This window comes from Kitasatospora sp. CB02891 (genome assembly GCF_002803145.1).
Lineage (GTDB): Bacteria > Actinomycetota > Actinomycetes > Streptomycetales > Streptomycetaceae > Kitasatospora > Kitasatospora griseola.
On record NZ_NNBO01000004.1, the window covers coordinates 233534 to 260123 of the forward strand.

At 74.0% G+C, this 26590-nt stretch carries 22 protein-coding genes; 8 read left to right on the forward strand and 14 right to left on the reverse strand.

Annotation, left to right across the window (positions count from 1 at the left end; genetic code table 11):
* Nucleotides 1-92: 92 nt before the first annotated feature.
* The 5 genes from CG736_RS12070 to CG736_RS37040 form a co-directional block, all read right to left on the reverse strand.
* On the reverse strand, nucleotides 93-1037 hold the full coding sequence (locus CG736_RS12070) for a hypothetical protein (RefSeq protein WP_100586177.1): 945 nt from the start codon (nucleotides 1035-1037) through the stop codon (nucleotides 93-95).
* Nucleotides 1034-1312, reverse strand: coding sequence for a hypothetical protein (locus tag CG736_RS36125; protein ID WP_157815535.1), 279 nt, complete (start codon nucleotides 1310-1312; stop codon nucleotides 1034-1036). The genes CG736_RS12070 and CG736_RS36125 overlap by 4 nt, the downstream gene beginning before the upstream one ends.
* A complete protein-coding gene (locus tag CG736_RS38570; RefSeq protein WP_100586178.1) occupies nucleotides 1309-3525 on the reverse strand; it encodes a CHAT domain-containing protein in 2217 nt (738 codons plus the stop codon). Before CG736_RS38570 ends, CG736_RS36125 begins: the two co-directional genes overlap by 4 nt.
* Complete coding sequence (locus CG736_RS12080; protein ID WP_157815536.1) at nucleotides 3522-4433, reverse strand: hypothetical protein; 912 nt, start codon at nucleotides 4431-4433, stop codon at nucleotides 3522-3524. The genes CG736_RS38570 and CG736_RS12080 overlap by 4 nt, the downstream gene beginning before the upstream one ends.
* 71 nt (nucleotides 4434-4504) lie before the next feature.
* Nucleotides 4505-4975, reverse strand: coding sequence for an SAV_915 family protein (locus tag CG736_RS37040; protein WP_198520460.1), 471 nt, complete (start codon nucleotides 4973-4975; stop codon nucleotides 4505-4507).
* 312 nt (nucleotides 4976-5287) lie between these two features.
* Here CG736_RS37040 and CG736_RS12090 point away from each other — a divergent pair, with 312 nt between their 5' ends.
* The 3 genes from CG736_RS12090 to CG736_RS12100 all read left to right on the forward strand — a co-directional run bounded on the left by CG736_RS12090 (nucleotide 5288) and on the right by CG736_RS12100 (nucleotide 8388).
* Nucleotides 5288-5491 carry a hypothetical protein gene (locus CG736_RS12090; protein ID WP_100586180.1) on the forward strand — a complete coding sequence of 68 codons (204 nt, stop codon included), beginning with the start codon at nucleotides 5288-5290 and terminating at the stop codon, nucleotides 5489-5491.
* Between the two features lie 91 nt (nucleotides 5492-5582).
* Nucleotides 5583-6935, forward strand: a complete 1353-nt coding sequence (lysA, locus tag CG736_RS12095; RefSeq protein ID WP_100586181.1) for a diaminopimelate decarboxylase — start codon at nucleotides 5583-5585, stop codon at nucleotides 6933-6935.
* 355 nt (nucleotides 6936-7290) lie between these two features.
* On the forward strand, nucleotides 7291-8388 hold the full coding sequence (locus CG736_RS12100; RefSeq protein ID WP_100586182.1) for a lytic polysaccharide monooxygenase: 1098 nt from the start codon (nucleotides 7291-7293) through the stop codon (nucleotides 8386-8388).
* A 141-nt stretch (nucleotides 8389-8529) separates the two neighbouring features.
* On the opposite strand, the gene CG736_RS12105 is transcribed toward CG736_RS12100, so the two are convergent.
* Nucleotides 8530-9966 carry an AfsR/SARP family transcriptional regulator gene (locus CG736_RS12105; RefSeq protein ID WP_198520461.1) on the reverse strand — a complete coding sequence of 479 codons (1437 nt, stop codon included), beginning with the start codon at nucleotides 9964-9966 and terminating at the stop codon, nucleotides 8530-8532.
* Between the two features lie 120 nt (nucleotides 9967-10086).
* Here CG736_RS12105 and CG736_RS12110 point away from each other — a divergent pair, with 120 nt between their 5' ends.
* Complete coding sequence (locus tag CG736_RS12110; RefSeq protein WP_157815537.1) at nucleotides 10087-10749, forward strand: RICIN domain-containing protein; 663 nt, start codon at nucleotides 10087-10089, stop codon at nucleotides 10747-10749.
* 66 nt (nucleotides 10750-10815) lie between these two features.
* Here the strand turns inward: CG736_RS12110 and CG736_RS12115 are convergent, their stop codons facing one another.
* From CG736_RS12115 to CG736_RS12125, 3 genes are all read right to left on the reverse strand, one after another.
* A complete protein-coding gene (locus CG736_RS12115) occupies nucleotides 10816-12150 on the reverse strand; it encodes an FAD-dependent oxidoreductase (protein ID WP_198520462.1) in 1335 nt (444 codons plus the stop codon).
* A 56-nt stretch (nucleotides 12151-12206) separates the two neighbouring features.
* On the reverse strand, nucleotides 12207-15158 hold the full coding sequence (locus CG736_RS12120) for an aminotransferase (RefSeq protein ID WP_100586186.1): 2952 nt from the start codon (nucleotides 15156-15158) through the stop codon (nucleotides 12207-12209).
* A 72-nt stretch (nucleotides 15159-15230) separates the two neighbouring features.
* The gene (locus CG736_RS12125) at nucleotides 15231-15668 is read right to left on the reverse strand and encodes an Lrp/AsnC family transcriptional regulator (protein ID WP_100586187.1); all 438 of its coding nucleotides are present in this window, start codon (nucleotides 15666-15668) and stop codon (nucleotides 15231-15233) included.
* Nucleotides 15669-16379: 711 nt separating this feature from the next.
* On the opposite strand from CG736_RS12125, the gene CG736_RS12130 reads away from it, so the two are divergent.
* A complete protein-coding gene (locus CG736_RS12130; protein ID WP_100586188.1) occupies nucleotides 16380-17966 on the forward strand; it encodes an FAD-dependent monooxygenase in 1587 nt (528 codons plus the stop codon).
* A gap of 52 nt (nucleotides 17967-18018) precedes the next feature.
* Here CG736_RS12130 and CG736_RS12135 read toward each other — a convergent pair whose 3' ends face one another.
* On the reverse strand, nucleotides 18019-18951 hold the full coding sequence (locus CG736_RS12135; RefSeq protein WP_369880124.1) for a MerR family transcriptional regulator: 933 nt from the start codon (nucleotides 18949-18951) through the stop codon (nucleotides 18019-18021).
* A 37-nt stretch (nucleotides 18952-18988) separates the two neighbouring features.
* On the opposite strand from CG736_RS12135, the gene CG736_RS12140 reads away from it, so the two are divergent.
* A complete protein-coding gene (locus CG736_RS12140) occupies nucleotides 18989-20521 on the forward strand; it encodes a dienelactone hydrolase family protein (RefSeq protein WP_100586189.1) in 1533 nt (510 codons plus the stop codon).
* A 142-nt stretch (nucleotides 20522-20663) separates the two neighbouring features.
* On the opposite strand, the gene CG736_RS12145 is transcribed toward CG736_RS12140, so the two are convergent.
* Nucleotides 20664-21437, reverse strand: a complete 774-nt coding sequence (locus tag CG736_RS12145; protein WP_157815538.1) for an SDR family oxidoreductase — start codon at nucleotides 21435-21437, stop codon at nucleotides 20664-20666.
* Nucleotides 21438-21818: 381 nt separating this feature from the next.
* Between CG736_RS12145 and CG736_RS12150 the strand changes: the two genes are divergently transcribed.
* Nucleotides 21819-22433, forward strand: coding sequence for a hypothetical protein (locus CG736_RS12150; protein ID WP_369880127.1), 615 nt, complete (start codon nucleotides 21819-21821; stop codon nucleotides 22431-22433).
* Between the two features lie 476 nt (nucleotides 22434-22909).
* Nucleotides 22910-23224 (forward strand): hypothetical protein, encoded by a 315-nt coding sequence (locus tag CG736_RS12155; RefSeq protein WP_100586192.1) that lies wholly within the window; start codon nucleotides 22910-22912, stop codon nucleotides 23222-23224.
* A 94-nt stretch (nucleotides 23225-23318) separates the two neighbouring features.
* Here the strand turns inward: CG736_RS12155 and CG736_RS12160 are convergent, their stop codons facing one another.
* The 3 genes from CG736_RS12160 to CG736_RS12170 all read right to left on the reverse strand — a co-directional run bounded on the left by CG736_RS12160 (nucleotide 23319) and on the right by CG736_RS12170 (nucleotide 26559).
* On the reverse strand, nucleotides 23319-23972 hold the full coding sequence (locus tag CG736_RS12160) for an ankyrin repeat domain-containing protein (protein ID WP_100586193.1): 654 nt from the start codon (nucleotides 23970-23972) through the stop codon (nucleotides 23319-23321).
* 137 nt (nucleotides 23973-24109) lie between these two features.
* Complete coding sequence (locus CG736_RS12165; RefSeq protein WP_100586194.1) at nucleotides 24110-25495, reverse strand: MATE family efflux transporter; 1386 nt, start codon at nucleotides 25493-25495, stop codon at nucleotides 24110-24112.
* A 32-nt stretch (nucleotides 25496-25527) separates the two neighbouring features.
* Nucleotides 25528-26559: a cysteine synthase family protein gene (locus CG736_RS12170; protein WP_100586195.1), complete on the reverse strand. Its 1032-nt coding sequence runs from the start codon at nucleotides 26557-26559 to the stop codon at nucleotides 25528-25530.
* Nucleotides 26560-26590: the final 31 nt, after the last annotated feature.

The following is a 26590-nucleotide window of genomic DNA, read 5'->3' on the forward strand; positions in this document are numbered from 1 at the left end:
ATCAGATACGCGTACGGTGCAGTGGTCTAGACATTCGGCCGGAAGACGACGTTCGCCGTCCCGGGGCGGCCCGGTCGCGGACGCGGGCCGGATCAGGCCGCGGGGGACGGCAGTGGGGGCACCTCGAACGGCAGGTTCCGCAGGTAGAACTGGGCCAGCGCGTCCCACAGCACCCGTTCCGCGGCCAGGTCGGGTGCGGCCGAGTCGAGTTCCAGGTGCTTCAGTAGCGCCCGGCGGTGGAGGTCGACGGCGACCTTGATCTCCTGGCCGTAGGAGACGGCGACCTGCAGCAGCACCCGGTACCCGACCCAGGCGGCCGGCCAGCCCAGCAGGCACCAGGCGGCCGGGCCGAAGCGGCCGCCGTCCAGCACCAGCAGGACCGGCCAGAGCGTGCCGAACGCGGCCGCCAGCACGACCAGGGAGGCCACGCAGTCGAGCGCCGACCGCGCGTCGGCCAGCCGGGTCCGGCACTCCTCCGGCAGCAGCGGGTGCAGGCGCGGCCAGATCACCGCGGTGTCCACGCCGTAGCGCTCCAACGGGTAGTACTCCGCGGCGCGCAGCCGGTTGCCGAACGCGGTCGGCAGACAGCCGGCGGCGAGCCGGGAGCGCGGCGGATAGTCCGTCTGGAGCCGCACCGCCAGGCCGGAGTGGGCCGCCGGGTCCGCCGCCACCTGCCGCCAGCCGTCCGCCGCGAGGCGGCGGTGGTGCTCCGTCCGGCGGCGGCCGAGCGCCGCCAGCGGGCCGGCCGGCGACCAGTAGCCCTCCAGCAGCCGGAGCGCCGGGAGTTGGAAGAAGGAGAGCAGATAGCCGGCCACGGCCAGCGACAGCAGGCCGGCGAGCGCGATCACCGCCTGCCCCAGCGTCCCGTGCCGGTGCCAGGCGTCCAGCACCGCGTCGAACGAGCGGCCGGAGAGCGTCAGCACGACCGGGGCCGAGACCGCCCCCACGAGGGCGAGCGGCAGCAGCACCGCGATGACGAACCGTGAACCGAAGAACCGCTCGACACTGCCGAGGCCCCCGTCGAGAAGGGTGCTCATCGGGCCTTCCGTGCCATCAGGTCGCCGTGCGAGCAGCGCGGCGGCTCCTCCGGGTCGTAGTACGCGACGACCCGGTCCTCCTGGTGGACGGCGCAGGTGAACAGCAGGGTGGTCAGCGGCAGGCCCGGCACGTCGTCGTTCAGATAGGTGCCGCGGTCCGGCGGCGGACCCGCCGGGGCCGGACCGCCCTGCCGCCCGGGCCCTTCCGCTGCTGCGCCCTGCTGCCCGGGCAGTTCCGCCCCGCCCCGCTGCCTGGACTCTTCCGCTCCGCTCACAACGCCCCCTGCACGGTGAAGCCACCCCAGAACCCGGGGTGGGAGTAGTCCGGATACCTCCGCACGGCGAGCTGGGCGCTCCGCGCGGCCTGCGCCAAGTCGCCTCCGGAGCGGGCCAGTTCGGGGTAGAGCAGCCGGTTGAACAGCAACGCGGCGTCGTCCCGCACCGGCCAGAGCGGCGCCACCACGACCTCCGCGCCGGCCGCCAGGAACGCCGACGGCAGGCCCTCGCCCTCGCCGCCCAGCGTCCGGTGCTCCGCCCCGGCCCGGCAACCGCTGATGTTGACCAGGCGCGGCACCCGCGGCGCGCAGGCGATCTCGAACGCGAACAGCGGCCGGTCCGCCAGCAGGATCCGGGCCAGATTGGGCTCCCGGGCCGCGAAGGCGGCGTGGCCCGCGAGGTGCAGCAGGTCGGCGGTGGCGAAGCTGCCGAGGACGGCCGCCGCGGTCGCCTCGTCGCCGTGCAGCACGGTCGTGCCGGGGAAGACCGCCCGCACCGCGTCCGCCTCGGCGTGCACCGCGGGCAGGTCGGGCAGCAGTTCGTAGCGGGGCGAGCGGACCGCGCCCACCACGGCGCCCCCGGCCCGCTGCGGGGCCGGCCCGGGCCGACGGCGGAGCAGGTGCGCCAGCGACGGCAGGGACCGCACCTCGGCGCTCACCACCAGCGGCTCCCCGCGGAACGGCGCGGCGTGGAACGGAAACTCCTCCAGCACCCCCTGTGCCGTGACGAAGACCCGCCCCACCCCGGCCAGCAGGTCCGCCACCGGATCCAGCACGGCCGCGCCGAGCCGGTCCAGGCCCTCCGTGCCGCTCCGCCGCAGGCACTCGTCCCTGGCCAGGTCGGCCAGCCGCTCCAACTCCTCGGCCGGGAGCGCGATGCTGCGCCGGAACACCGCGCCGTCGCGGACCGCCAGCACCACGCCGTCCCCCCGGTCGCTGCGCCCGTACCAGAGCGCGAGCTCACCGGCCCGCACCGCCCGCGGCAGGGCCTCGGCGAGCTCGGCGACCGTCCGGGCCGGCTGCGCCCCCTGCTGCCCGGCGGCCTGGCTCTGCCAGGTCTCCAGGAGCTCCCGCGCCCGGTTCTCCTGGTTGTCCAGCTCGGCCCGGTCGCCCGCCACGACGGCGGCCGTCGCGGACCGGGTGAGCTGCCCGACCCGGTGCCGCAGCTCGTCCTGCGCGGCGGCGCCCGGGTGCAGCGGCCCCGGGCCGCCCCGTCCGACGGCCGCGAGCACGCCGACCGCGAGGTCCGGCCGGTGCGCTTGGAGCGCCGCGCCGACCGCACGCGCGACGAGGTGCGCGCTGTGTTCCAGGAAGAAGCTGCGCCCGGCCAGCGAGTCCGCCGTCGGCCGGGCGAACCGTGCGTCGACGGCCTGGACGTAGCAGGCCAGGGCCTCGGTGGGGCGGCCCTGACTGTCCCTCAGCTCCGCGGTGCTGCGCAGCAGGTCGTGAACGTCGCGGTCGCCGCCGGCGTCCGCGCGCCAGGCCTCCAGGGCGCGGTCCGCGTCGTCCAGCAGCCCCAGGTCGGTGAGCGCCTGCACGCGCTGGTGGTGCAGGTGGCCGGTGACGAACGTCTGCCCCGGGGACGGCTTCGGCTCCAGCCGGGCGCCGATCCGCATCCCCTCCTCGGCGCGCAGCAGCGCCTGCTCGGGCAGGCCGAGCCGGGTCATCAGACCGGCCGTCCTGGCGTGGACGGCCCGGAGCCCGTGGTCGTCCCCGGCCCGCTCCAGCAGCGCGCGGGCACGCTCCAGGGCGGTCATCGCATCGGACACCCGGCGGAGTGAGCCCAGCGCGACGCCCAGCTCCAGGTAGGCCCGGCCCTGCTGCAGCGGCGACCCGTGCTCCTCGAAGCCCTGGGTGGCCAGCAGGGCCAGGTGGACGTGCCGCCGAGGGGACACCCTCGCCCGGAGCGGGTTGCCGCCGAGTGCCACCAGCAGCTGGGCGCTCAGGGCCGGGCCGACGCCGCCGAAGCGCTGCATCGCCTCCATCCCGTCCCAGGCCGCCGTCATCAACATGCCCCAGGAGGCGGACAGCCCGACCGCGAGCTCCTTGACGTAGGCGCTCGGCACCAGGCACATGGGCTCGGTGAAGAACACGTGGTGCACGGCGTCCGCCCCCAGGCGCACCACGGCCAGGTCGGTCCCCGGGTTGCGGCTCAGGAAGTCCTGGTAGGCCGTCGACGGCTCGCCGCCGCCCGGCCCGGTGTCGCCGCTCATCCTCGATCACCGCGCCTCTCCAGTCGGTCGGCCATGGCGTCCGCCAACTCGGACTGCTCCACGGCCCGGTTCATCCGGAGGATCGCCGACAGCGCCCGCCACAGCGTCGCGGTGTCCTCCAGCCAGATGACGTCGGACAGCGCGAGCCGGCGCAGCCCCGCCCAGTCGCCCCGCTCGAACGCCGAGTGCCGCAGGCCCTGCCGGGCCGCCAACTCCTGCGGCGTGGGCTCCCGTTCGGTCACCAGCCGGCTGACCAGCTCCTTGGCCAGACCCGTCGGGTCGCACCGCCAGTCGACCGCGACCAGCCGGGCCAGCCGCTCCCGCCCGCCGGCCGCCCAGGTGAGGCGCGCGGCCAGCAGCACCGAACCCAGCAGCGAGACGGCATCGGTCGGCGGACAGCGCAGCAGCGTCGTCAGCGCGAGCTCCGGCCGGTCGAGCCGCAGGTAGCAGTTGGACAGCAGCGGCAGCGTGACCGCCAGGCCCGCCTCCCCGAGCTCGACCGCGCCAGAGCCGATCAGGTCGGCCGCGAGCCGGTCCGCGGGCACCCCCGCCTGCTCGCCGTACACCACCGCGTACGCGACCAGCCGCACCAGCGTGCCGCGCACGCCGGCCGCGAGATCGGGGCCGGCGCTGTCGTTCCCCGCCAGCCCGAAGTCGATCGGCCGCAGCCAGCGCACGTACCGCCGCGACTCCCGCATCAGGTACTCCCGGGCGGCCCCGGGCCCCTGCTGCCGGGCCATCCGCTCGGCCTCGGCCAGGATCGGCCCCGCGTCCACCCGGAGGGACGCCTCCGCCGGCCCCGCCTCCGCCCCGTCCAACGCCCGGGCCAGCCCCGCCTCAAGGGTGAGGGCTTCCCCCACTTCCCGCGGATCCCCGCTCACGGTGAACCCGTTTCCCCCGGTTTCCATGCCCGTAGCGTAGCCCCGGCCCCTGTCGCGCAAGGGACTTGCGGGCGAGATGCGCGGCCGCCGCCCGGCGGTCAGACGACGCGCGAGGGGCCTCGTTGCGCCGAGGCCGGGGTCCGCGGGCGGATCTCGGGGTCCCGGGGCTCGGGGCTCCGGGGCTCGGAGTTCCGGGGTTCGAGACTCGGGGGCTCGGAGTTCCGGAATTCGAGGCTCCCGGGTTCGGGGTTCCGGGGGAGTGCCGGGTCGCAGGGGGCCGGGGCGGGGGCGGCCAGTGGGGGGTCGACGGTGAGTGCGGTGATGCCCAGCGGCTCGCACAGAGCGCGCAGGGCGGGCTCGGCGAGGGCGATCCGGGGGTGGTCGGGGCCGAGGACGGCGATCAGGCGCTGCTCGGAGGTGAAGGCGACCGCGGTGCGGTCACCGACGGCGGTACGGAAGACGCGGAGCGTGTGGCCCGCCGGACCCGATCGGACGGGTACCACCAGCCGTCCGGTCGGGGTGCGTTCCGACGGCTTCGAACGTTCGGGGTACCGCAGCTGCTGCTTCACGGCCTACCTCCACACGACGGGCGGACACCAGGCGCCGCTCACGGGCGCAGCAGAGACGCTATCCCCGCTCGCCACCGGCGACGACGCCTTCCTGTTGCGTTCCTGATCGGGCGGGGTGCGATCCATACGGACCGTTGACGTGCCGCGCCGAGCGCCGGCCGCTTCCGTCAACGTCCCGTCAGGGCAGGCCCGATCGGTGTAGCCGCCGCGTCAAGAACCGGTGCGGGCGGCGGACGGCGGGCGTGCACTGGAGTCGTGGGCGCAGCCGCTCCGAAGGCCCGCCCCTCGCCCCCCGGTGAAAGGGACCACGCCATGACCGACCTGCAGCTCGCCCCCGTGAACCAGGCGCCGAACGGGCAGCACGACCGGCCCGACGACGCGGCCCTCCGCCGCCTGCTGCGCGGATCGGTCTTCGACACCTGGTCCGACGGCGCTCCCGAGAACCGGCCCGCGCCCGACCGGCCCCGCCGCCCCGTCGCCGGGCACTGCCGCTACACCATGCACTACGAGGACTGACGGCGCGTCGGCGACACCGCCCGCACCGGGCCCCGGACGGCCGACCGCCGCCGGGGCCGAACCCTCCCTCCGGACCAGGAGAACCCCCGCGATGACCACCCTCTCCGACCTGCCCGAACTGAGCCCCGTCCGCTCGGCGCCCCGCCCGCTCGGCAGCCCCTGGCCAGCGTCCGCCCGGCCCGGACGCGACGGCGACCTGACCCTCGGCGGCGTCAGCCTGCGCGAGGCCGCCGAGCGGTTCGGGACCCCGCTGTACGTGCTCGACGAGGACGAGGTCCGCCGACGCGCCCGGGCCTACCGCCGCGCCCTGCCGCACGCCGACGTGCTGTACGCCGCGAAGGCGTTCCTCTGCACAGCGATGGCCGAGTGGATCGCCGCCGAGGGGCTGGGCCTCGACGTCTGCTCGGCCGGCGAGCTGAGCCTCGCCGCCGCCGCGGGCTTCCCGCCCGAACGGATCCTCCTGCACGGCAACGCCAAGACCCCCGAGGAGCTGCGGCTGGCCCGCCGTCTGCGGGTCGGCCGGATCGTGATCGACAACCTCGCCGAAGTCCCGCGCCTGGCCGCCCTCACCGCGGCCGACACCCCGCAGCGCGTCCTGGTACGCGTCCTGCCCGGCGTCGCCGCCGGACACCACAGCGCCGTCCGCACCGGCGTCGACGGACAGAAGTTCGGTTTCTCGATCGCCGCCGGCGAGGCCGCCGAGGTGATCCGCCGCATCCTCGCCCAACCCGGCCTCCGCCTGACCGGCCTGCACTGCCACCTCGGCTCCCAGATCACCGACACCGCCCCCTACCTCACGGCCCTCGACCGCCTGGTCGACCTGCTCGCCCTGATCCGGGACCGCCACGGCGTCGAACTCCCCGAACTCGACCTGGGCGGCGGCCACGGCGTGCGCTACCTCCCCGACGACCCCGAACTCGCCCCCGAGCGCTTCGCCGCCGAAATCACCACCCGCCTGGCCGCCCGCTGCGCCGAAAACGGCCTGGCCGTACCGAAGTTGACCATCGAACCGGGCCGGGCGATCGCGGCCCCCGCCGCCGTCGCCGTCTACCGGGTGCTCTCCGTCAAACACACCGCGGACGGCCACGCCTTCGCCGCGGTCGACGGCGGCATGAGCGACAACCCCCGCCCCGCGCTCTACGGCTCCGCCTACACCGTCCGCCTCCTGGGCCGCCCCGGCACCGCCCCGACCCGCCCCTTCGACGTCGTCGGCCGCCACTGCGAAGCCGGCGACATCCTGGCCCGCAACACCCCCCTCCCCACCGACCTCCGCCCCGGCGACCTCCTCACCACCCCCACCGCCGGCGCCTACCACCTCTCCATGTCCTCCACCTACAACCTCACCGGCCGCCCACCCGTCGCCACCGTCCACGCCGGCCACCTCCGCCTCCTGATCCGCCGCGAAACCCTCACCGACCTCCACACCCGCGAGGTCGGCCACTGAAACCGCCCGCCCGGCCGCGACCGCCGCGGGGCCGGGCATGGAACTTTCACCGACCCGGTGCCGCAGGCGAGTTCGGGCCAGGGGGCTGCGCCGTCGGCTGCGCCGCCACGGCCGGTCGACTGAGCTGGGCCGACCGTTCCGAGCTCCGACCGGGTGTCGTCGGGCGTTCGCCGATCCGCTTCGCGGCCCGGAACACCGCCGTTTACACGTACGTGACGGATCGTTACCTTGAGTCCTGGGAGCGCTCCCAACGGGGGGCTGTTCCCGGCACGAGCACGGGCTTTTCCCAGTCAGTCGGCCTGCCCGGCCGGGACGGCGCGGGTGGGGCCCCATCCACCGAGGTGGTGAAAGTTTCATGTCACGACGCAAGGTCTCCTCGATCGTCGCGGCCCTCGCGGTCGCGGTCGCGACGATCTTCGCGCTGGTGCTGAGCCTGGCCCCGGCGAACGCGCACGGGGTGGCGATCATGCCGGGTTCGCGGACGTACCTGTGCTACCAGGACGGGCTCACCGGGACGGGAGCGCTGGAGCCGACGAACCCGGCGTGTCGGGCCGCGGTGGCGCAGAGCGGGACGACTCCGCTCTACAACTGGTTCGCGGTGCTGGACTCCGGTGCGAACGGCCGCGGCCAGGGGTACGTTCCGGACGGCACGCTGTGCAGTGCCGGCAACAAGTCCCCGTACGACTTCTCCGCGTACAACGCCGCCCGGGACGACTGGCCCAGGACGCACCTCACCTCCGGTGCGACGATCGAGGTCGACTACTCGAACTGGGCCGCGCACCCGGGGGAGTTCCGGGTCTACCTGACCAAGCAGGGCTGGTCGCCCACCACCCCGCTGGCCTGGGCCGACCTGAGCCTGCTCACCACGGTCTCCAACCCGCCGCAGGTGGGCACGCCCGGGGCCGAGGGCGGGCACTACTACTGGAACCTGACCCTCCCGTCGGGCCGTAGCGGTGCCGCCGAGATGCTCATCCAGTGGGTGCGCTCGGACAGTCCGGAGAACTTCTTCTCCTGCTCCGACCTCGTGTTCGACGGCGGCCATGGCGAAGTGACGGGCATTCACCTGCCGAGCTCCTCGCCGTCGCCCTCCCCGAGCGGGACGCCCAGTTCCAGCCCGACGGCCTCGCCCAGCGGCACGATGCCGAGCGGCGGCTGCATGGCGACGTACAGCGTCGTCGGCTCCTGGGGCGGCGGCTTCCAGGCGTCGGTCGAGGTGATGAACCACAACTCCGCGCCGATCACCTCCTGGCAGGTGAAGTGGCAGACGGGCGCCGGCACCACGATCACCAACCTGTGGAACGGCACGCCGACCGGCTCCGGCAGCAACGTGACGGTGGGCAACGCGGCCTACAACGGCACCGTCGCCGCGAACTCCAGCACCGCCTTCGGCTTCACCGCCAACTCCACCGGCAACAACCTCCCGACCGGCGCCCTCTCCTGCACCGCCTCGTGACCCCCCGCGCCCCGGCGGTGGTGTTCGCGGTCCTCGCCGATCGCCTGCTGAGCCGCTGACCTGTTGACGTCCGGTCAGAAGGGCCCCGCCGGCGGCCGGTCGGGACCGCCGGTACGGGGCGACTTCCCGGGCGTCGCGCCGTCAGGGTCTGAGGAGCTGGTCGAAGTCCGTCGGGCGGGTGCCGTGGCGCGTCCTGGCGTGGTCCAGGACGGCCGCTTTCAGGGTGTCGGTGCGGACGTCGGCGGCGGTGCGGGGGGAGGCGGTCTCGGGGGTGTGCTCGTAGTTCCGGACGACGGCGTCGAGGGCGACCGGGGCGGTGAATCGCCAACCGTGGAGCAGGATCACCTGCGAGATGGCCGGGTAGGGCGTGCGGGTCGGGTTGCCGAGCCAGGTGAGGAGGGTGGAGCGGGGGACGGTGAAGTCGAGTCCGGCTCTGGCCAGGGCCCGGAGGGCGGCGGGGGCGAGTGGGGGTGCGTTGCGGTCGGGGTCGAGGGCGATGAGGTCCTGCCACAGGCAGGCCGCGTCCATGACGGCGGCCCGGGCGTCGCGAGGCCGCTCCTGTCGGTCGAACGCCTCGGCGGTGGCGAAGAGTTGTTGGGCGTGGGAGACCGACGCGGTCGGCCGGTCGCAGGTGTCCGGTCGGAGGAGGCGCGCCCAGGCGGTTGCGGCGGGCAGGAGCGTCGCGGCGAGAACGGCGAGCAGGGTACGTCGGTGGGGTGTGCCGGACGGGGGTGTGCCGGACGGGGGCGGGTCTGCGGGGGCGGGAGGGGCGGCGGCGGGTACCGGGGCGGTGGGGCGGCGCGGCGGTGGGGGCGGGGTCAGGACGGTGCGGTAGAGGGTCTGGAGGTCGCGGCCGGGGTCGGCGCCGAGTTCTTCGGCCAGGCGTCGGCGGACGACGTCGTAGCGGTGCAGGGCCTCCGCGGTCCGACCGGACGCGTGCAGGGCCTGGATCAGGACGTGTTCCAGGGGCTCGGCCAGGGGGTACTCGGCGGCGAGGTCGGGCACGGCGGAGACGACCGCGGTGGCGCGGCCGAGTCGGAACGAGGCCTGCGCCCACTGCACCGCCGCGTCCAGTCGCCGCTGGTGCCAGCCGGCCCGGACCTGCGCGGCCCAGGCGCCCGCGAGGCCGGCCAGGGGTTCGCCGCGCCACAGGTCCAGGGCCTCGGCGAGCGTCGCGGCGCGGGTCTCGTCGTCGTGCTGCCGGTCGGCGACCAGCCGGCGGAACCGGTGGAGGTCGATCCGCTCGGGGTCGACGTCCAGCACATAGCCGGCGTGGCGGCGTTCGATCCGCGCGGGCGTGCCGCCGTCGAGCCGTCTCAGCAGGGCGCGGATGCGGCTCAGGTGGGCGTACAGGACGGGCCGGGGGTTGGCGGGCGGGTCGTGGCCCCAGACCCGGTCGACGAGGGCCTCGATCGGGACCGGTCTTCGGGCGTCGACGAGCAGTGCGGCCAGGACCAGTTGCTGCTGCGGCGTCCCGACGTCGAGCGGCCGGCCTGCCGACCGCACCTCGATCTCGCCCAGCAGCCGGAAGTCCACAGGTACCCCCCAGGTGATCGACAGTGCCCGCGAAGTGCCCAACTCCCCATGCTGGCTTGGCTCGCAAGGTGGCCGCAAGGTCGGCGCACAGGCCGCGGTGCCAGGGTGTCCGGGCCAGACCGGCGACCACGCCGGTCACTCGAACCCATGGAGGACCACACCATGCGGACACCCCTGCTCCGACGGTTCGGCCGTCCCCGCAGGTCCACTGCACCGGCCGGGCGCAGACGTTCCCGACTCACTCCGGCGGCCCTGGCGGCGGCTCTGGCGTTCGTCGTCGTCGCGGCACTGGCCCCCTCGTCCGCCCACGCGGCGGACCCCACCCGGTACAAGCTCGTCAACGTCCGGACCGGGCTGCGCGCCGACGTCATCTGGGGACAGACCGCCTCGTACACCGGCGTCTTCCTGTGGCCGGACAACACCAGCCTCTCCCAGCAGTACGAGCTGCTCGACAGTGGGAACGGGTACTTCCGGATCAAGGCTCTGCACTCCGGCCAGTGCCTGATGCTCGACTGGCGCGCGGGGACCTACTCGAACGGCACCGCCGTCATCCAGTACCCGTACTGCGACGCCGGCTACGCGCCGTCCGAATGGCGCACCTCATGGGTGGGTCACACCTGTCCCACCCAGTGCTTCCCCATGACCATGGTCATCAAGAATCGGGCCACCGGCAGATGTCTGGACGCGAACGCCCCGTCCGGCACGCCCGGTGAGCAGGCCGTCCTGCAGCAGTGGGACTGCATCCCCAGCGACGACTACTGGAACACGGCGAACCAGAGCTGGAACCTCCTCCAGCTCAACAACTTCCCGCCCCCTCCCCGCTGAGCGACACGGTAGCGCGGTGGTCCGGTTCCGCGTCGCTCTCCGTCACGGGGAGCGACGCGGCACCCGTCAGCTCGAACGACCCAGCTGCCGGGTGAGGCCGGCCAGGGCGAGCGGTGCGCCGAGGACGCGTTCGGCGGCGCGGTGGCCGGAGAGGAGCGCGCCGTGCACGGTGGCCGGTTCGTGGCCGTAGGTGGCCTCGCCGGCGAAGTGCAGGACGCCGTCGACGGGTTCGGCCATCGCGTCGTGGTCGTCGTGCGAGGAGCCGACGGCGACGTACGAGTAGGAGCCGAGGGCGAGCGGGTCGGAGGCCCAGCGGGTGATCCAGTGCGCCACCGGGTCGGGGACGGCGTCGCCGTGGATGCCGCGCAGGGCGTCGACCACCGAGGTGACGATCTCCTCGTCGGTCAGCTGCTCGATCTCCCTCGCCCAGTCGCCGCCGGCGAAGGTCAGCAGCATCGGCCGGCCGCTCACCGCGGAGACGTCGTACCAGGAGTGCCAGGGGACGCCGGCCCGGCCGTGCTGGCGGATCGCGTAGACGCCGTCCGGCCAGAACCGCTCGGGGAAGCGGAGGAAGACCTTGTTGAACGCGCCCATGCCGAGTCGGGCGATCGGTCCCGCGACGGCGTCCGGCAGCGCGGGGGTGAAGGCGATCGCCCCCGCCTTCAGCACGCCCAGCGGCACCGTGACGATCACCTGGGCGGCCGCGAAGGCGCCACTGTCGGTGTCGACCCGGACGCCGGACGCCGACCTGGTGACGGCGGTGACGGTGGTGCCCAGGCGGATGTCGAGGCCGGCCGCGAAGGCGTGGGGGATGGCGTCGTAGCCGCCCGGGAAGATCACCTCCTCGCCCTCGATGGCGTCCTCGTCGAGGGCGTGGGCGGCGACCTGCTCGATGTCCGCGCCGCACTGCTCCTCGGTGCGGTGCCGGTAGAACTGCCGGACGCGGTCCGCCCGTTCGGCGTCCCAGCCGGTTCCGGCGAGGGTGCGTTCGGTGGCGTCGGCGTAGCTCTCGTCGTCGCCGGAGTCGGCGATCGCCCGCTGGAAGAGCGCGTCCGCGGTCTCGACGTCGTCGAGCCACCGCTTCGTCGCGGCCTCGTCCAGCCGCCGCCGCGCCTCGTCGTGGTCGGCGATCGGCCGCCCGCCCGCCTGGAAGCTTCCGACCGTGAACTCGACGGTCTCCAGGCCGAGTTCGGCGACGATCCCGGTGAGCGGGTTGCCGGTGAGGCCGTGGATCCAGGAGGCGCCGCGGTCGACGGAGAACCCGGCCGTGCGGTCCGTCCACATCCGGCCGCCGACCCGGTCCCGGGCCTCCAGCACGACCACCCGCTGTCCTGCGGCGTGCAGCAGCCGAGCGGCGGTGAGGCCGGCGATGCCCGCGCCGACGACGATCGTGTCCAACATCTTCACCGTTCCAGGGAGTTCGAAGGGGTGGGGCCCGGGGCGGGATCGGCCTCCGGTCAGCCGGTGTGGCCGAGCTGGGTCAGAGCCAGGTCCAGGGTGTCGGCGAAGAAGTCCGCGGCGGCGGTGTCCAGGCACAGCGGGGGCTTGATCTTCAGGATGTTGAGGTGGTCGCCGGTGGGCTGGACGACCACGCCGAGGTCGAGCATGCGGTCGCAGAGCTCGGCGGTCTCCTCGGTGGCCGGCTCCAACGTGCCGCGGTCGCGGACCAGTTCGAGCCCGAGGTACAGGCCGGAGCCGTGCACCGCGCCGACCACGGCGTGCCGCTCGGCCAGCGCCCGGAGCCGGAGCTTCAGGTGCCCGCCGACGCGGACCGCGTTGCCCTGCAGGTCCTCGTCGCGCAGCGCGTCCAGGACGGTCAGGCCGACCACGCTGGAGACCGGGCTGCCGCCGGTGGAGGAGAAGAAGTAGCCCTGCTCCCGGTACCGTTCGGCGACTTCCCGGGTGGTGACGACCGCGCCGAGCGGGTGCCCGTTGCCCATCGCTTTGGCGACGCAGACGATGTCGGGGACGACCTGCTGCTGCTCGAACCCCCAGAACCAGTGCCCGAGTCGGCCGTAGCCGGCCTGCACCTCGTCGGCGACGGCCAGGCCGCCGTGCCGGCGGACCGCCGCGTACACCTCGGCGAGGTAGCCGTCCGGCAGCGCCACCCCGCCCGCGTTGCCGTAGAAGGTCTCGCTGACGAACGCCCCGGCCGGGCGCCCCTCGGCGGCGAGGGCGTCGACCGCCGCGACGGCCTCGGGGGCGTAGCGGGCCGCGTCCGCGCCGCGGTGGCGGCCCCGGTAGGAGTTGGGCGAATCCACGGTGTGGACCCAACTCGGCCGGGTGGCAAGGGCGTTCGGGTTGTCCTGGAGCGAGGTGGAGACCGCGTCGGACGCGTACGTCCAGCCGTGGTACGCCTCGCGGAGAGCCACCACGTCGGGCTGCCCGGTCGCGCCGATGGCCAGTCGAAGCCCCAGATCGACCGCCTCGGAACCGGAGTTGACCAGGAACACCGTGTCCAGCGGATCCGGCAGCAGCGCGGCGAGACGCTCGGTGAACTCCACCACCGAGGCGTAGTGGAACCGCGAGTTGGTGTTCAGCCGCCGCAACTGGCGGGCCACCGCCCGCTCCACGCCCGGGTGGGCGTGGCCCAGCGGTGTGACGTTGTTGACGATGTCCAGGTACGAGCGGCCGTCGGTGGACAACAGGTGGTGGCGCCAACCCCGTTCGATCCGCGGCGGGGCCGCGTAGTAGTGCCCCTGCACCGTCGCGAACACCGCGCCGCGCCGCTCCAACAGGTCGCCCCGGTCCGCCGCCTGCTCGGCGGCCAGACCCAGCAGCGGCGCCGGGTCGGCGGTGAGCGGCAGCCAGCCCGCGGCGTACTCGGGACGCACCAGTGGCGGGACGGCCGGACCGTCGGCGTCGCCCAGCGAGAGGTGCAGGGCGGCCCCGGCCGGGAGGCGGACCAGCTCCGCGCCCGCCTCGACCTCCGCGTCCGCGGTCACCAGTGGGTGGACGTCGGCAGCGAACGCCAGCGTCAAGACCCGCTGCTCAAGGGCGAGTTCGATCCGGCCCGGCCCGGCGGCCAACACCCGGCCGGCGTCGGGCGCCTGCGCCACGGCGGTGCGGCCGAGCCACAGGTCGACGCCGGTGGACACGGTGGCGGGGGAGTCGGTGGACAGTGCGGGAGTCCGGGAGAGCCGGGCTGCGCCGTACGGGGTGCGGACGGCCGCCGCGCCGCCGGCCAGCGCGGCGGCCGCCGCCCGGTCCTCGGCGCCGGCGTCGAGCCAGGCCCCGCCGTTCATCGCGTCGGCATCGGTGGACAGATCGAGGACGGTGAACTCGTCGATTTCGCGCAGCAGTTGGTGCGTCGGCGCGGCGACCGGAGCGGGCCGGCAGGCGAAGCCCGCCGCGTCCCGGACCAGGTTGGTCATCACCGCCAGCGGCAGGCGGGTGGCCTGCTCGAACACCCGCCACTCCCGGTCGAGCGCGGCCGTGGCGTAGGCGTTGTCGGCGTCGACCGCCGCCTGCTGCCGCCCACTGACCACCAGCACGGCCGCCCGCAGCACCACCAGCGGCCAGAGCGCCCCCGCCTCGGCGGCGGACAGCGGCCGGACGGCATGGAAGGCCCGGACGGCCGGCAGCACCTGACGGGGCTCGACGCCGTCGTGGTGGAGCATCGACGAGAGCGACACGGCGAGCTCGCCGACCGCCCAACTCGTCGTCAGATCACCGAAGTCGATGATCCCGTCGGGCATCGGCGGCCGGCTGCCGGGCCGACGGATCAGGTTGTCGTCGGTGAGGTCCAGATGCACGGCCTGCAGCGGCAGTTCGGCCGCGACCGCCGCCACCCGCTCCCAGGCCTCCGTCGCCGCCGCCAGGACGGCGTCCCGCCGGTCGGCCTCGGTGACGTGCCCGGCGAGCCTGGCCACCACCCGGTCGGCGTGCCGGGGGTCCCACTGGAGGACGCGGTCGAGCCCGGGGTGCCGGAAGTCCCGCAGCGTGGTGCTGACCTTTCCCGCGATCTCGCCCATCGCCGCGACCGTCGGCGCCGACAGGTGCCGCGGGCCGGACAGCGTACCGCCGGGCAGGTGCCGCAACAGCCGCGCCGTGACCGACCCGCCGCCGGCCTCGACGACGGCACGCCGCGGCGCACCGTCCGGCCCGCGCAGCACGGTGGCGACCCGCAGCTCCGGGTGTGCCGCCGCGATCAGATCGGCGGCGGCGTCCTGGGCCTCGACCTCGACGGCGCCGAAGGCCGGATTGGCGATCTTCAGGACCGCGAGTATGTCCCCGTTCCCCTCCTGCAGAAGGAAGTTGGCGTCCTGCTGGCTGCCCAGCGGCTCGGCCCGCCCGGCGACCCCGAGCTGCCGGGCAGCAAGGAGTTCGGCCTCGGCCGGGGTGACGACCGGGACGGGAAGCGCGTCCTCGGCGAAGAAGTCGACGGTGCGGTGCTCGGAGTGGGGCATGGCGGAGTCCTCGGCGTGGTGCGGATCTGGGTACGGGGCGGACGCCCGGTTCACGTGTGCCTCACACCGGCCTCACGTGTGCCACAGGAAGCGGTGGGTGTGGATCGCGAAGTACGGGAAGTTCTCCACCGACACCACGCCCTCGACGGTGCGCACCGCGTCGTTGACGAAGTCCAGCAGGTCGTTCGGCCGGTCGCACACCACCTCGACGAACAGGTCGAAGCTGCCGGCGGTCAGCACCGCGTACACGACCTCGTCGTGCCGCGACAGCGCGTCCGCCACCGCCCGGGGATCGCCGTCCACCCGCAGCCCCAGCAGCGCCATCGTCTGACGCCCCATGGTCATCGGGTCGGTCACCCCCACCACCTGCACCGCCTTGGCATCGACCAGCCGCTGCACCCGCTGCCGCGCAGCCGACGGCGACAGCCCGACCTTCGGCCCCAACTCGGCATACGGGATCCGCCCGTCCACCTGAAGCTCCCGCAGGATGGCCCGATCGATCTCGTCCATGTGGCAGAACCCCTTCACTGCGGAACACGCGGAACAGCAGCCCGGAGCGCTGTGTGCAGGACACGATGCCCGATCCCGACGCTCGAATCAACGGTCTGGACGATCGAATCGATTGTTTCCGCGCGCGAATCGAGCGTTTCGTGGTCGTCGGCGACGGTCGAGGAGGGCAGCTGCGCGAGGTCGGACGAGCTCGGTCGAGGCGTCGTCCGGTGAAGGCGGCCCGCAGCGCGCGGCACCGGGCCCGGACGGCGGGAGATGGACCTGAACCCCTTGACGCCCAGTCAAGTACGGTGACCGTCCTGCTGATTGGCCGCCTGGTCACCACCTGCGTGCCGCGGTCTTCCGCGCGGCGTGTCGTCCTGCGCGAGTCGCCGTCGCCCGACCAGGACTCTTCCGGCCGGGTCGTGGCGGCTCGTGTGCGACGCCGGTGCGCTCACCGGCCGCACCGCCCGTCCCGGACGCCGCACCGCCCGTCCCGGACGCCGCGCCTTCTTCCCGGACGCCGCGCCTTCTTCCACGGCGGGTCGGCCGCACCGGAACGGTGTGCTCGTGGTTCGGTCGAGGGCCGGGTACGGTTGAAGGTGCCGTGACTCTGTGCGCATGGGTTCCTGCGCATTCGCCGACATCCGGACACGGCCGAGTCGCCGCCTGCCGGCCTGTCACCGTCACCGAGTGCCCCGACGGAACCGGGGTGAGCGGGAGGAGTTCGACATGCCCGTAGCCAACGCCGGGGCGGACGTACTGATCGTCGGTGGCGGGCCGGTCGGGCTCACCGCCCGGGCGCTGCTGGAACGCTGGGGTGTGCGAGCACTGCTGGTCGAGAAGCACCGCAAGCTGTCACCGTTTCCCCGGTCCCGGCTGGTCAACGTGCGCTCGATGGAGATCTTTCGCCAGCTCGGGCTTGCCGCCGAGATCACGGCCGGCGCATTCGCACCGGAGTACGGCCGCGTCCGCTTCCGCGACACCCTGCGCGACCGCGACTTCGCCACCGCGGCGATGGTCGGGGTCAATGCGCCCGTCCCGGAGAGCCCCGTCGTCGGCGTGGTCACCTCGCAGGACCGGCTGGAACCCGTGCTTCTCGCCGCCGCGGACGCGCCGATGCGGTTCGGGGTCGAGCTCGTCGACCTGGTCGAGGAGGCCGAGGGCGTCGTGGCCCTGCTCGTCGACCACCGGAGCGGTGAGAAGGTCCGCGTCCGTGCCCGCCATGTCGTCGCCGCCGACGGCGCGAGCTCCACGGTCCGGCAACGGCTGGGAATCGACACCACCGGCCCCGGAGCGATCGGGGGCTTCACCACCGTCGTGTTCGACGCCGACCTCGACCGCTGGTGCGCCCGCCGGCCCGCCGGGGTCTACTTCACCGCGCACGGGACGTTCCTCCCGCTCTACCCCGAGGGAGGCTGGGCCTGGTTCGTTCCCACACCCGAAGACGCCGCTCGGGCCGACTGGCCCGGCCTTGTCTCGCGCGCCCTCGGCGCCGGCTCCGACGTACCGGTCGACGTGCTGCGGGTTCAGCACTGGGTGATGAACGGGTTCGTCGCCGCACGCCTCCGCCACGGCCGGATCCTGCTGGCCGGCGACGCCGCGCACGCGGTGCCCATCATCGGCGGGCTGGGCATGAACGCCGGCGTCGCCGATGTGCACAACCTGTGCTGGAAACTGGCGGGCGTCCTCCAGGGGTGGGCCGGACCGAGCCTGTTGGAAACCTACGAGACGGAGCGACAGCCCGTCGCCCGGCAGACCCTCGACCAGGCCGTGGCCAACACCCGACTGCTGCTGCAAGTGCAGAACCGGCGCCGCGAGCAGCTGCGAACCGGCGAAGCAGCACCGGCAGAGGTCGAACTCCCTTGGTCGGAGCAGTACTTCGCCCAACTCGGTCTCGTGCTCGGCGTCACCTACCGCTCCGACGCCGTCCTCACCGACGGCAGCACCCCGTCCGAGCCGTCCGACCCGGGCACGGACTACGTCCCCACCGCAGAGCCGGGCCGTCGGCTGCCGCACCTCCGGCTCACCCGCGATCGCTCCACCCTCGACGCCCTCGGCGAGTGGTTCACCCTGCTCACCCCGGACCCGACTCACTGGCAGCAACAGACCGCCGCACCATGGCCGCTGCACATCGAGGCCCTCCCCCTTGAGCACACCGATCTCTGCGGCCTCGGGCCGCACGGAGCACTACTCGTCCGACCCGACGGCCACATCGGCGCCCGCTGGCGGGACCGCCCACCGAGCGACGCCACCCTCCAGCACGCCCTCACCGCGATCACCCGCTCGACAGCCCCCCGGCAGCCCGGCACCCGATGACGCGAACCACCGCGGACCTCACCCACGGAGCGACCTGTCGGACGCCGCGCCGTCAGTCCGCTGCGAGTTGTGCGGCGAGCGCGGAGCTGAGCCAGGTGTTCGCGGCGCCGAGCGTCGGGGCCGGGGTCAACTCGCCTGCGAGCGCCCAGTAGCGGCGCATGGCGGGGTGGTCGCCCACCGCGAGTTCGCGGCCGAGTTCGCGGCGGTAGTCGGGAGTGTCGTGGCGGTCGTGCGCCCGGGCGTGGGCGGCGACGAAGCAGTCCAGGGCCTCGCCCGCGGCGGGGTCGCGACCGGCGAGCAGGGCGGGCGCGGCCAGGTCGTAGGCCTCGCGCAGGCCGTCGTAGAGCATGTCCGGCCGTGGCGGCGAGGGGCGGTGATCCACCAGGCACGCGTTGTTCACGGCCGCGGTCAGTTCGTGCAGCCGGGCGAAGGCCAGCACGTGCGCCGGCGAGGGCTGCTCCGGCAGCGACGGCACCGCCGCCGCCACGACGGCGGCCACCAGCCGAGCGGGGAGCCTCACCGGCAGCAGCCCGCGCCAGTAGCGGACCAGGGTCTCCGTATCGGGAGGGGTGCCGAGCGCGCCGACCAGACGCAGGAGCTCGGCGCGCTCCACGGGCGCGGCCTCGTGCAGCAGCCGCAGCGCCGCCTCCCGCCAGCGCAGCGCGGCAATCTCGGCGCCCAGGCTGTCCAACTGCCGGGCCACGACGGCCTCAAGACCCTCGTCGAAGCCCGCACCGGCCCCGTCCTCGGCCGTCTCCTCGGCGACGACCCGGGCGACTTCCGGCAGCGGCACGTCCAGCGCGCGCAGCGAGCGGATCAGCCGCAACCGCTCCAGCGCCTGCGGGGCGTAACGGCGGTGTCCGCCGCCGCTGCGACCGGCCTCGGGCAGCAGGCCCTGCTCCGAGTAGAAACGCACTGCCTTCACGCTCACCCGGGCGCGCTCGGCGAGCTCACCGATGCTCAGCAGGTCGTGCGGCAGCACCACTTGAACCTCCCGTTGGGGGAGTTCCTACCGTACCCGCATGCGAAGCGATCAAGAGATTCGGACCGCGTTCATCCTGGCCTCCGGCCCGTTCACCGGCGGGCTGCTGTGGGACCGGGTGGGCGAGAAACTGCGCGAGGCGGGCGCCGAGGTGCACGCCGCGACGCTGACCGGCACGGGCGGCAGTGCGGCGCCCGCAGGTGGGGTGGACGAGGGCGAGGTGGAGTTGGAGACCCACATCGCCGACGTGGTGCGGCTGATCGACGCGGTCACCGCGCCGACGGTGGTGCTCGTCGGGCACGACTACGCCATCCACCCCGTGCTCGGCGCGGCGCAGCGCCGCGTGGAGCGGGTCACCCGGATCGTCTACCTGGACTCCGGGCTGCCGCAGGACGGCGACCTGCCCCTCGCGCTGGTGCCCGACACGGACGTGCACACCCTCCTGCGCGAGCGGCCGGACGCGACCGTGCCGGCGCCCGCGCCCGACCAGTGGCAGCGGTGGGGCAACACGACCGGCCTGTCGCCGGCCGATCTGGAGCGGCTGTCGTCGCTCGCCGCGCCGCAGCCGGGTCGGACGCTGACCGAGCCGCTACGGCTGACCGGTGCGCTGAGGAGCGTGCCGACCAGCGGCGTCCTGTGCACGGCGAGCGGGCTCAACATCGAGGCCGTGCAGCAGCTGGTGACGTCGGGCATGCCGCAGTTCCAGGCCCTCGCCGAGCCGGGCGTGGGCTTCTTCGAACTGGCGACGGGCCACTGGCCGATGCTCTCCTGCCCCGACGAGCTGGCCACGACACTGTTGCGCGCCGCCGCCGGAGAGGGCCACCGGCTCACTCCGGCGAACAACACGCCGTTCCAGGAGCGTCCGTTCCTGCTCGACGTGCCGGTGGCGGCACGGGAACGCACCGGACGTCTGGACCTGCACCTGCCGGACCCGGCCGACGACGACGGCCCCCGCCCGGCGATCCTCTTCGTGCACGGCGGTCCGCTGCCGCGCGACCTGGTGCCCGACCTGCGGGACTGGCCGCTCTACGTCGGCCACGCGCGGCTCGCGGCCGGCCGGGGCGTGGTCGGCGCGGTCGTCGCCCACCGGCTCCACGCGACGTCCGACTACCCGACGGCCGCGGCCGACGTCGCGGAGGCGCTGCGGGTGCTGCGGGCGGACCCGCGCGTCGACGCGGACCGGATCGCGCTGTGGGTCTTCTCCGGCGGCGGCCTGCTGCTCTCCGACCACCTGGCCGCTCCGCAGCCCTGGCTGCGCTGCGTCGCCGCCAACTACCCGGTGCTGGCGCCGCTGGCAGGCTGGGTCGGTGTCGACCCGCGCTTCGCTCCGGCCGCGGCGCTGCCGAAGGCCGGCCGACTGCCGGTCGTGCTGACCCGGGTGGGGCTCGAAGCGCCGGACATCGCCGCGACGGTCGCCGCGTTCGTGGCGGCCGCGGACGAGTGCGGCGCGGCGCTGGAGCTCGTGGACGTGCCGCACGCGATGCACGGATTCGACGTGCACGACCCCACGGACGAGACCCGCGAGGCCGTGCAGCGCGCGCTGTCCGCCGTCCTCACGCACCTTCACGCCTGACCGAACGCCCGCACCGAGTGCGGGAGGTCCCCGCCTCGCCAGCAGGCGGGGACCCGGACACCGGCACGTGGCCGAGCTGCGCGCGCCGCTGCGCCGACCACCGCGCGGTCCCGAGGCGATGCCGGTGGCCGCCGGTGGCGCGCTACTTGCCGACCAGCTTCCGGGCGATGATTCCGCTGAGTGTCCTGGGCGCCAGCCGTCGGGCCGTCCACAGGGCCCGGGTGCCGCGTCCGGGGAAGGCCCACGGTCGGCCGCGGGTCAGTGCCCGGTCCATCGAGTCCAGTACTGCTTCGATGCTCAACCCCGGTCGGGGGCCGAGGAGTTGAGGGGTCTCGACGCGGATCCGGTCCAGCATCGGCGTCTCCACCGCCGGCGGGCAGACGCACAGGACGCGGATGCCGTCGGCCCGGTGCTCGGCCGTGACGATCTCGGCCAGGAAGTGCACCGCGGCCTTCGCCGCGCCGTACCCGCCGCCCATCGGCACCGGCACCCATCCGCCGATCGAGCCCAACAGCACCACCTCGCCGCCGCCCCGGGCCGCCATCAACGGCACCAGTGCGTGCACCATGCGCAGCGTCCCGCCGTACACGATGTCCATCACCCGCAGGGTGTCCGCCGGATCCTGATCGAGCAGCGGCCCCATCACGCCGACGCCGGCGCTGTGCACCAGCCGACGCGGCGGTCCCAACTCCCGTGCCACGTCGAGCGCGAAGGCGGCGACCGCCTCCCCGTCGGTGACGTCGCAGACGAACGGACGCACCCCGGACGCCTCGGCGGCCAGTCCGTCCAGACCGGCCGCATCCACGTCCACCGCCGCGACCGCCCAGCCGGCCCGGGCCAGCCGTAACGCCGCCGCCCGCCCGATACCACTGGCAGCGCCGGTGACGACGACAACATTTCCTGACAAGAACGCCACACCCCCCACTCCTGGGCCCGCGGAACGCCGGACACACCCCTCCGGCCCGAGCCGTACCGTCCGGAGAAGCCCTACCCCGCCGACACGCCGGCAACGCCACCGGCGCAGCACCCGTCGAGCGGGTCACCCTCCTCGGTCGTCCTCCGCGACCGACCGCCGGGCCGTGGTGACCGGTACTGTCCGCGGGTGACCCGTCGAACCCCGCCGCGCCCCTTGAGCGTCGAAGAGCGGTTTCCCGAGCTTGTCCCGTTCCGCCGGCAGACGGTACGGCTGCATCCGCGGGCCGGCCGGCCGGGGTGCTGGAACAGTTCGGTGGGCGGCCCGCTGCTGTGGCCGGTGCGGGAGCCATGGCCGGAATGCTCCGAGCACCCGGGGTCGCCGATGGTCGCGGTCGCCCAGATCCACCGCGGAGATGTGCCGGACATCGTGCCCTTCCCGGAGGGGCGGGATCTGCTCCAGGTGCTCTGGTGCCCGCGGCGCCATGACGGGCAGTGGGTCGTCCCGCAGGTCTGCTGGCGGTCTGCGGCGGAGGTGGGGGAGGTGCGGCAGGCCCCGGCGGTGCCGGCGGATGCCGGGTACGGGCGGGTGCCGCGACCGTGCGTCGTGCATCCGGAGTTGGTGACCGAGTACCCGAGTTGGGATCTGTCGTACGAGCTCTGGGACGCCTTGGACGCCCGCTTCGAGCAGGTGGAGAAGGAGACGGGCTGGGACTACCAGAACCACTTGTCCACCGCGCCGGGCACCAAGCTGGGCGGCTACCCCGGTTGGAGCCAGGACCCGCAGTGGCCGCACTGCCCGGCCTGCGGGGTGCCGATGGACCACCTGCTGACCGTGGAGAGCACCGAGGAGCACGACCACCGGCAGGCGTGGACTCCGGTCGAGGACCGCGACGTCCGCCGGGAGGGCGCAGACCTGAGTCTCGGCGATCTGGGCGGGGTGTACCTGTTCGAGTGCCGCACGTGCCCCGGGCGGCCGTTCGCCCATCGCTTCGACTGAACCCGCCGGGTGTCGGCGGGGGCGAGTGCGGTGAACCCGCCCGCCACGCCGGGAGCGGAGGTCAGGACAGCCGACAGTCGGTGAGCCATCGTCTTCCCTCTCTTGAGTGCGCTGCCGCGCACTGCCGCTGCGTGAGGTGAGAGCTCGTCAGGGAGCCGGCGATCCGGTGGCACACGAATCATGCGTGTACACAGGGGAGTTGGCGGAGTTCCGCCGCTGCCGGGAGGCGGCTGGCGGCGGGTGACCGTCGTACGCGCCCGGTGGCTGCCGAACGTCGTTGCCGCAAGTCGGAGCGCCCGCTTCGGCGGCCGATGGGCGGTAGGTGTGACTCGTTCGGATGAACCGGCGGCGTGCTTCGCGGGGGATGGTCATGGGGTCGGGTACAAGCCTGCGGGAGCGGCAAGGCGTCCGTCGGTTCGGTGCCTCGGGCTCCCGGTGACAAATCACTCCAATGAACCCCCAGTACGGGAGTACCCATGCGCATCAGCCCTCGTGCGGCCCTCGCGGTCACCGCCGGCGCCCTCGTCCTGTCCTTCACCGGTGTTTCGACCGCCTCGGCGGCGCCCGGTGTCGTGATCCAGGAGAACGGCAGCAATTTCAACCAGGTCCGGGACCCGCAGGGCGGCCAGTGCTACCCCGGTCTCGGTGCCGATACCGCGATCGCCAACCGGACCGGCGGCACCATCCTGCTCTTCCCCGACGGCAACTGTCAGACGAAGATCCTCAACCCGCTGGGCCCGGGCGAGTTCCGACCGGACGAGAACGTCGGCAGCTTCCTCGCCCTCGACTGAGGCTCGCACCGATCCCGCCCTCCGGCCGCACACCGGAGGGCGGCCCCCTGCGCGAGCGCCTGGCGCCGGACGGGGGCATGGTGATTCGGCGCGACTACCAGCCGGACTCGGTCAGGGTGCAGCCGTCCGCGGTGATCTGGTGGGTCCGGCCGGAGCCGCCGACCACGCGGCAGTGGCTGGTGACGGTGAGGCGGGGTGCGGTCGCGGGTTGTTCCAGGCGGATGCCGAAGCCGCCGTACATGCCGGGGACGGTGAAATCCAGTCTCGGGTCGGGGAGTTCGGTGAGGATGCAGACCTGGGGGAGGGTCAGGGCCGCCTTGACGCCGTAGTCCTCGGTGCGGACCCGGATCAGGGCGTGCAGGAAGTGCTGCATCGCGCGCAGGTCCCGCTCGCCGACCGGGTGCAGGGGCACCGGTTCCAGCAGCGGCAGCAGGGTGTCGCGGCCGAGCCGGGCGGCGACGTCGACGGGGCGCTCGCCGTCCGTCGCGCGCAGGGTGCGCCAGGCGCCGGCGTCCAGGAGTTGTCGGACGACTGCGGGCGGGGCGCCGTGCCAGGCGGCCTGGTGCAGGGGTGTCCAGCCGCTGCGGCCGCCGGTGCGACGGGTGTTGGCGAGGCCGGGGGACTTGGCGACGGCGGCCAGGACGGTCGGCCAGTCGCCCCGGTGGGCCGCGTCGGAGGCTTGGTCCAGTGCGGTCTGGACGTGCTCGTGGAAGTGGCCCCGTTCCGCCACGCCGTCCCAGCCGGCCATCCGTCCCCCTGTTCGGTGTCGGCCCGCCGTGTGCCGGGCGAGTTCTGGTGAACATTGTTGCCGCGGAGCCGGGGTGAGGGGGACCCGGGCCGGTCGGTCACCGGACTCCGGCCCGCGGGCAGGGGGAGGGGGAAGGCTCAGGCGGCGGCTCTCGCGGTGAGGGCGCGTCCGTAGCGGCGCAGCAGCAGGACGGCGGTGGTGGCCAGCCCGGTGAGCAGGCCGAGCCAGAGGCCGTGGGTGGCGCCGCCGAGGGGGAACGCGAAGAGCCAGGCGGCGGGGAGGCCGACCAGCCAGTAGCCGACCAGGGTGAGGCGGAAGCCGCTGCGGGTGTCGTCGAGGCCGCGCAGCAGGCCGACGCCGATGTTCTGGGCGCAGTCGAAGAACTGGAGGACGGCGACGACGGCGAGCAGGCCGGTGGCGATCTTCAGGGCCTGCTGGTCGGACGGCGAGCCGGGGTCGAAGTAGGGCCGCAGGACGAGCTCGGGGACGGCGAGGTAGGCCAGGCCGACCAGGGTGGTGACGACGGCGCCGCAGGCGAGGGCGGTGTTCCTGATCCGGCGGGCGGCGGCGAAGTCTCCGAGGGCGAGTTCCCGGCTGACGTTGATGGAGGCCGCGTGGGAGAGGCCGACGGCGACCTGGAAGACGAGGTAGATCAGCTGGTTGACGGCGGTGTGGGCGGCGAGGGCGGCGGCGCCGAAGCTGCCGGCGAGCAGCGCGGTGACGGAGAAGAACCCGGCTTCGGAGCCGTAGGTGGCGGCGATCGGGGCGCCCAGGCGGAGCAGGCGGCGGACGGTGGCAGGGTCGGCGCGCCAGAAGTCGAGGCGCAGCAGCGGTGCGAGCTGCGGGTCGCGGCGGGCGGAGCCGTACAGCGCGAGGAAGGTGAGCAGGTGGACGGTGCTGGTGGCGATGCCGATGCCGGTGAGGCCGAGCTTCGGCAGGCCCCAAATGCCGTGTATCAGTGCCCAGTTGAGGCCTGCGTTGACGGCGACCGAGGCGAGGGTGATCCGCAGTAGGGCCTGCGGGCGGCGCATGCCGACGGTGAACTGGCGGATCGCCTGGAACCAGAGGCAGGGCAGCAGGCCCGGTGCCAGCGCGGCGAGCATGCCCTGGGCGCGGTGGGCGACGGCGGCGTCCTGGCCGAGCAGCGTCGCGGCCTGGCCGATCAGGACCATCAGGACGGCGCCGGCCAGCCCGGCGAGGGTGGCGACCGCCATCGCCGCCCGCACCAACGCCCGGACACCGTCACCGTTCGGCAACTCTGTTGACTCGTCGGCCCGTTCGGCCCGGGCCGCGGCCGCCGCGACCTGGTTCCCGACGGAGGTGACCAGGCCGACGCCCATGGTCCGCAGCTGGTTGAAGACGACCAGTGCGAGGCCGCCGGCGGCCAGTGCCTCGGTGCCGAGGACGCCCATCATGACGGTGTCGGTGGTGGTGAGGGCGACCTGGGCGAGTTGGGTGAGGGCGAGCGGGACGGCGAGGGCGGCGAGTGCGCGGCTGTCGCGGACGAGGGTGGCTGGCTGCATCGTGGGTGTCACGTTTCTCGGAAGTCAGGAAGTCAGGGCCTGCGGAGCTTGCTGAGGGTCTCGTCGATGTCGGCCTCCACGGCCGGGTCGAGCAGCGCCCGGGCGTTCATCCAGTCGTCGTCGAAGACGGTGTCCAGGTACTTCTCGCCGCCGTCGTTGACGAAAGCGACCATGACGGCGTCCGGCGGGAGCGTCGGCAGGCGCTTGAGCGCCTCGTGGACGACGCCCCCGGCGGAGCCGCCGATGAGCAGTCCGGTGCGGCGGGCGACGACGCGGGCGGTCGCGAAGGCCTCGACGTCGCCGACCTTCACGCCCTCGTCGATGAGGTCGTAGTCGACCAGCAGGCCGATGGTGGCGCCCTCGGGGGTGCCGGTGCCGGACTGGTAGTAGTCGTGGGCGGGCGGCCCGAAGGCGATCGAGCCCTTCGGTTCGACCCCGACGACGGCGACGCCGGGCACGGACTTCCTCAGCTCGCGGGCGGTGCCGCAGAGCCCGCCGCCGGTGCCGACCGCGCCGATCAGCACGTCGACCCGGTGGTCGAGGGCCTGGGCGATCTCCCGGCCGACGGCGTAGTAGCCGACGGCGTTGCTGGGGTTGTTGTGCTGCTCGGTGAAGAAGGTGTTGTCCTTGCCGCGGGCCAGCTGTTCGGCGAGTTCCTCGCGGGCCGCGGTGTGGAGTTCCTCGCCGTCGGCGCCGGCGTCGATGTGGACGAGTTCGGTGCCCATCGCCTTCATCCCGCGCAGTTTGTCGACGGCGGCGTGGTTGTCGACGACGGCGGTGAAGCGGTAGCCGCGCTCGGCGGCGACCACGGCCAGGCCCAGGCCGGTGTTGCCGGAGGTGGATTCGACGATGTGGCCGCCCTCGCGCAGCTCGCCGCGCTCCTCGGCGTCGAGGACCATCTGACGGGCCATCCGGATCTTGGCACTGCCGGTGGGGTTGAACATCTCCAGTTTGAGCAGCAGCCGTGCGCCGTTGTCGGCGTGGGCGAGCTCGAACAGCGGGGTGCGGCCGATCAGTTCGGACATCCGGCTGACCACCGGCGGGCGGGTCAGGGCGTCGGTCATGGTGTGGGCTCCGTGAGGACGTCGGGTCGGG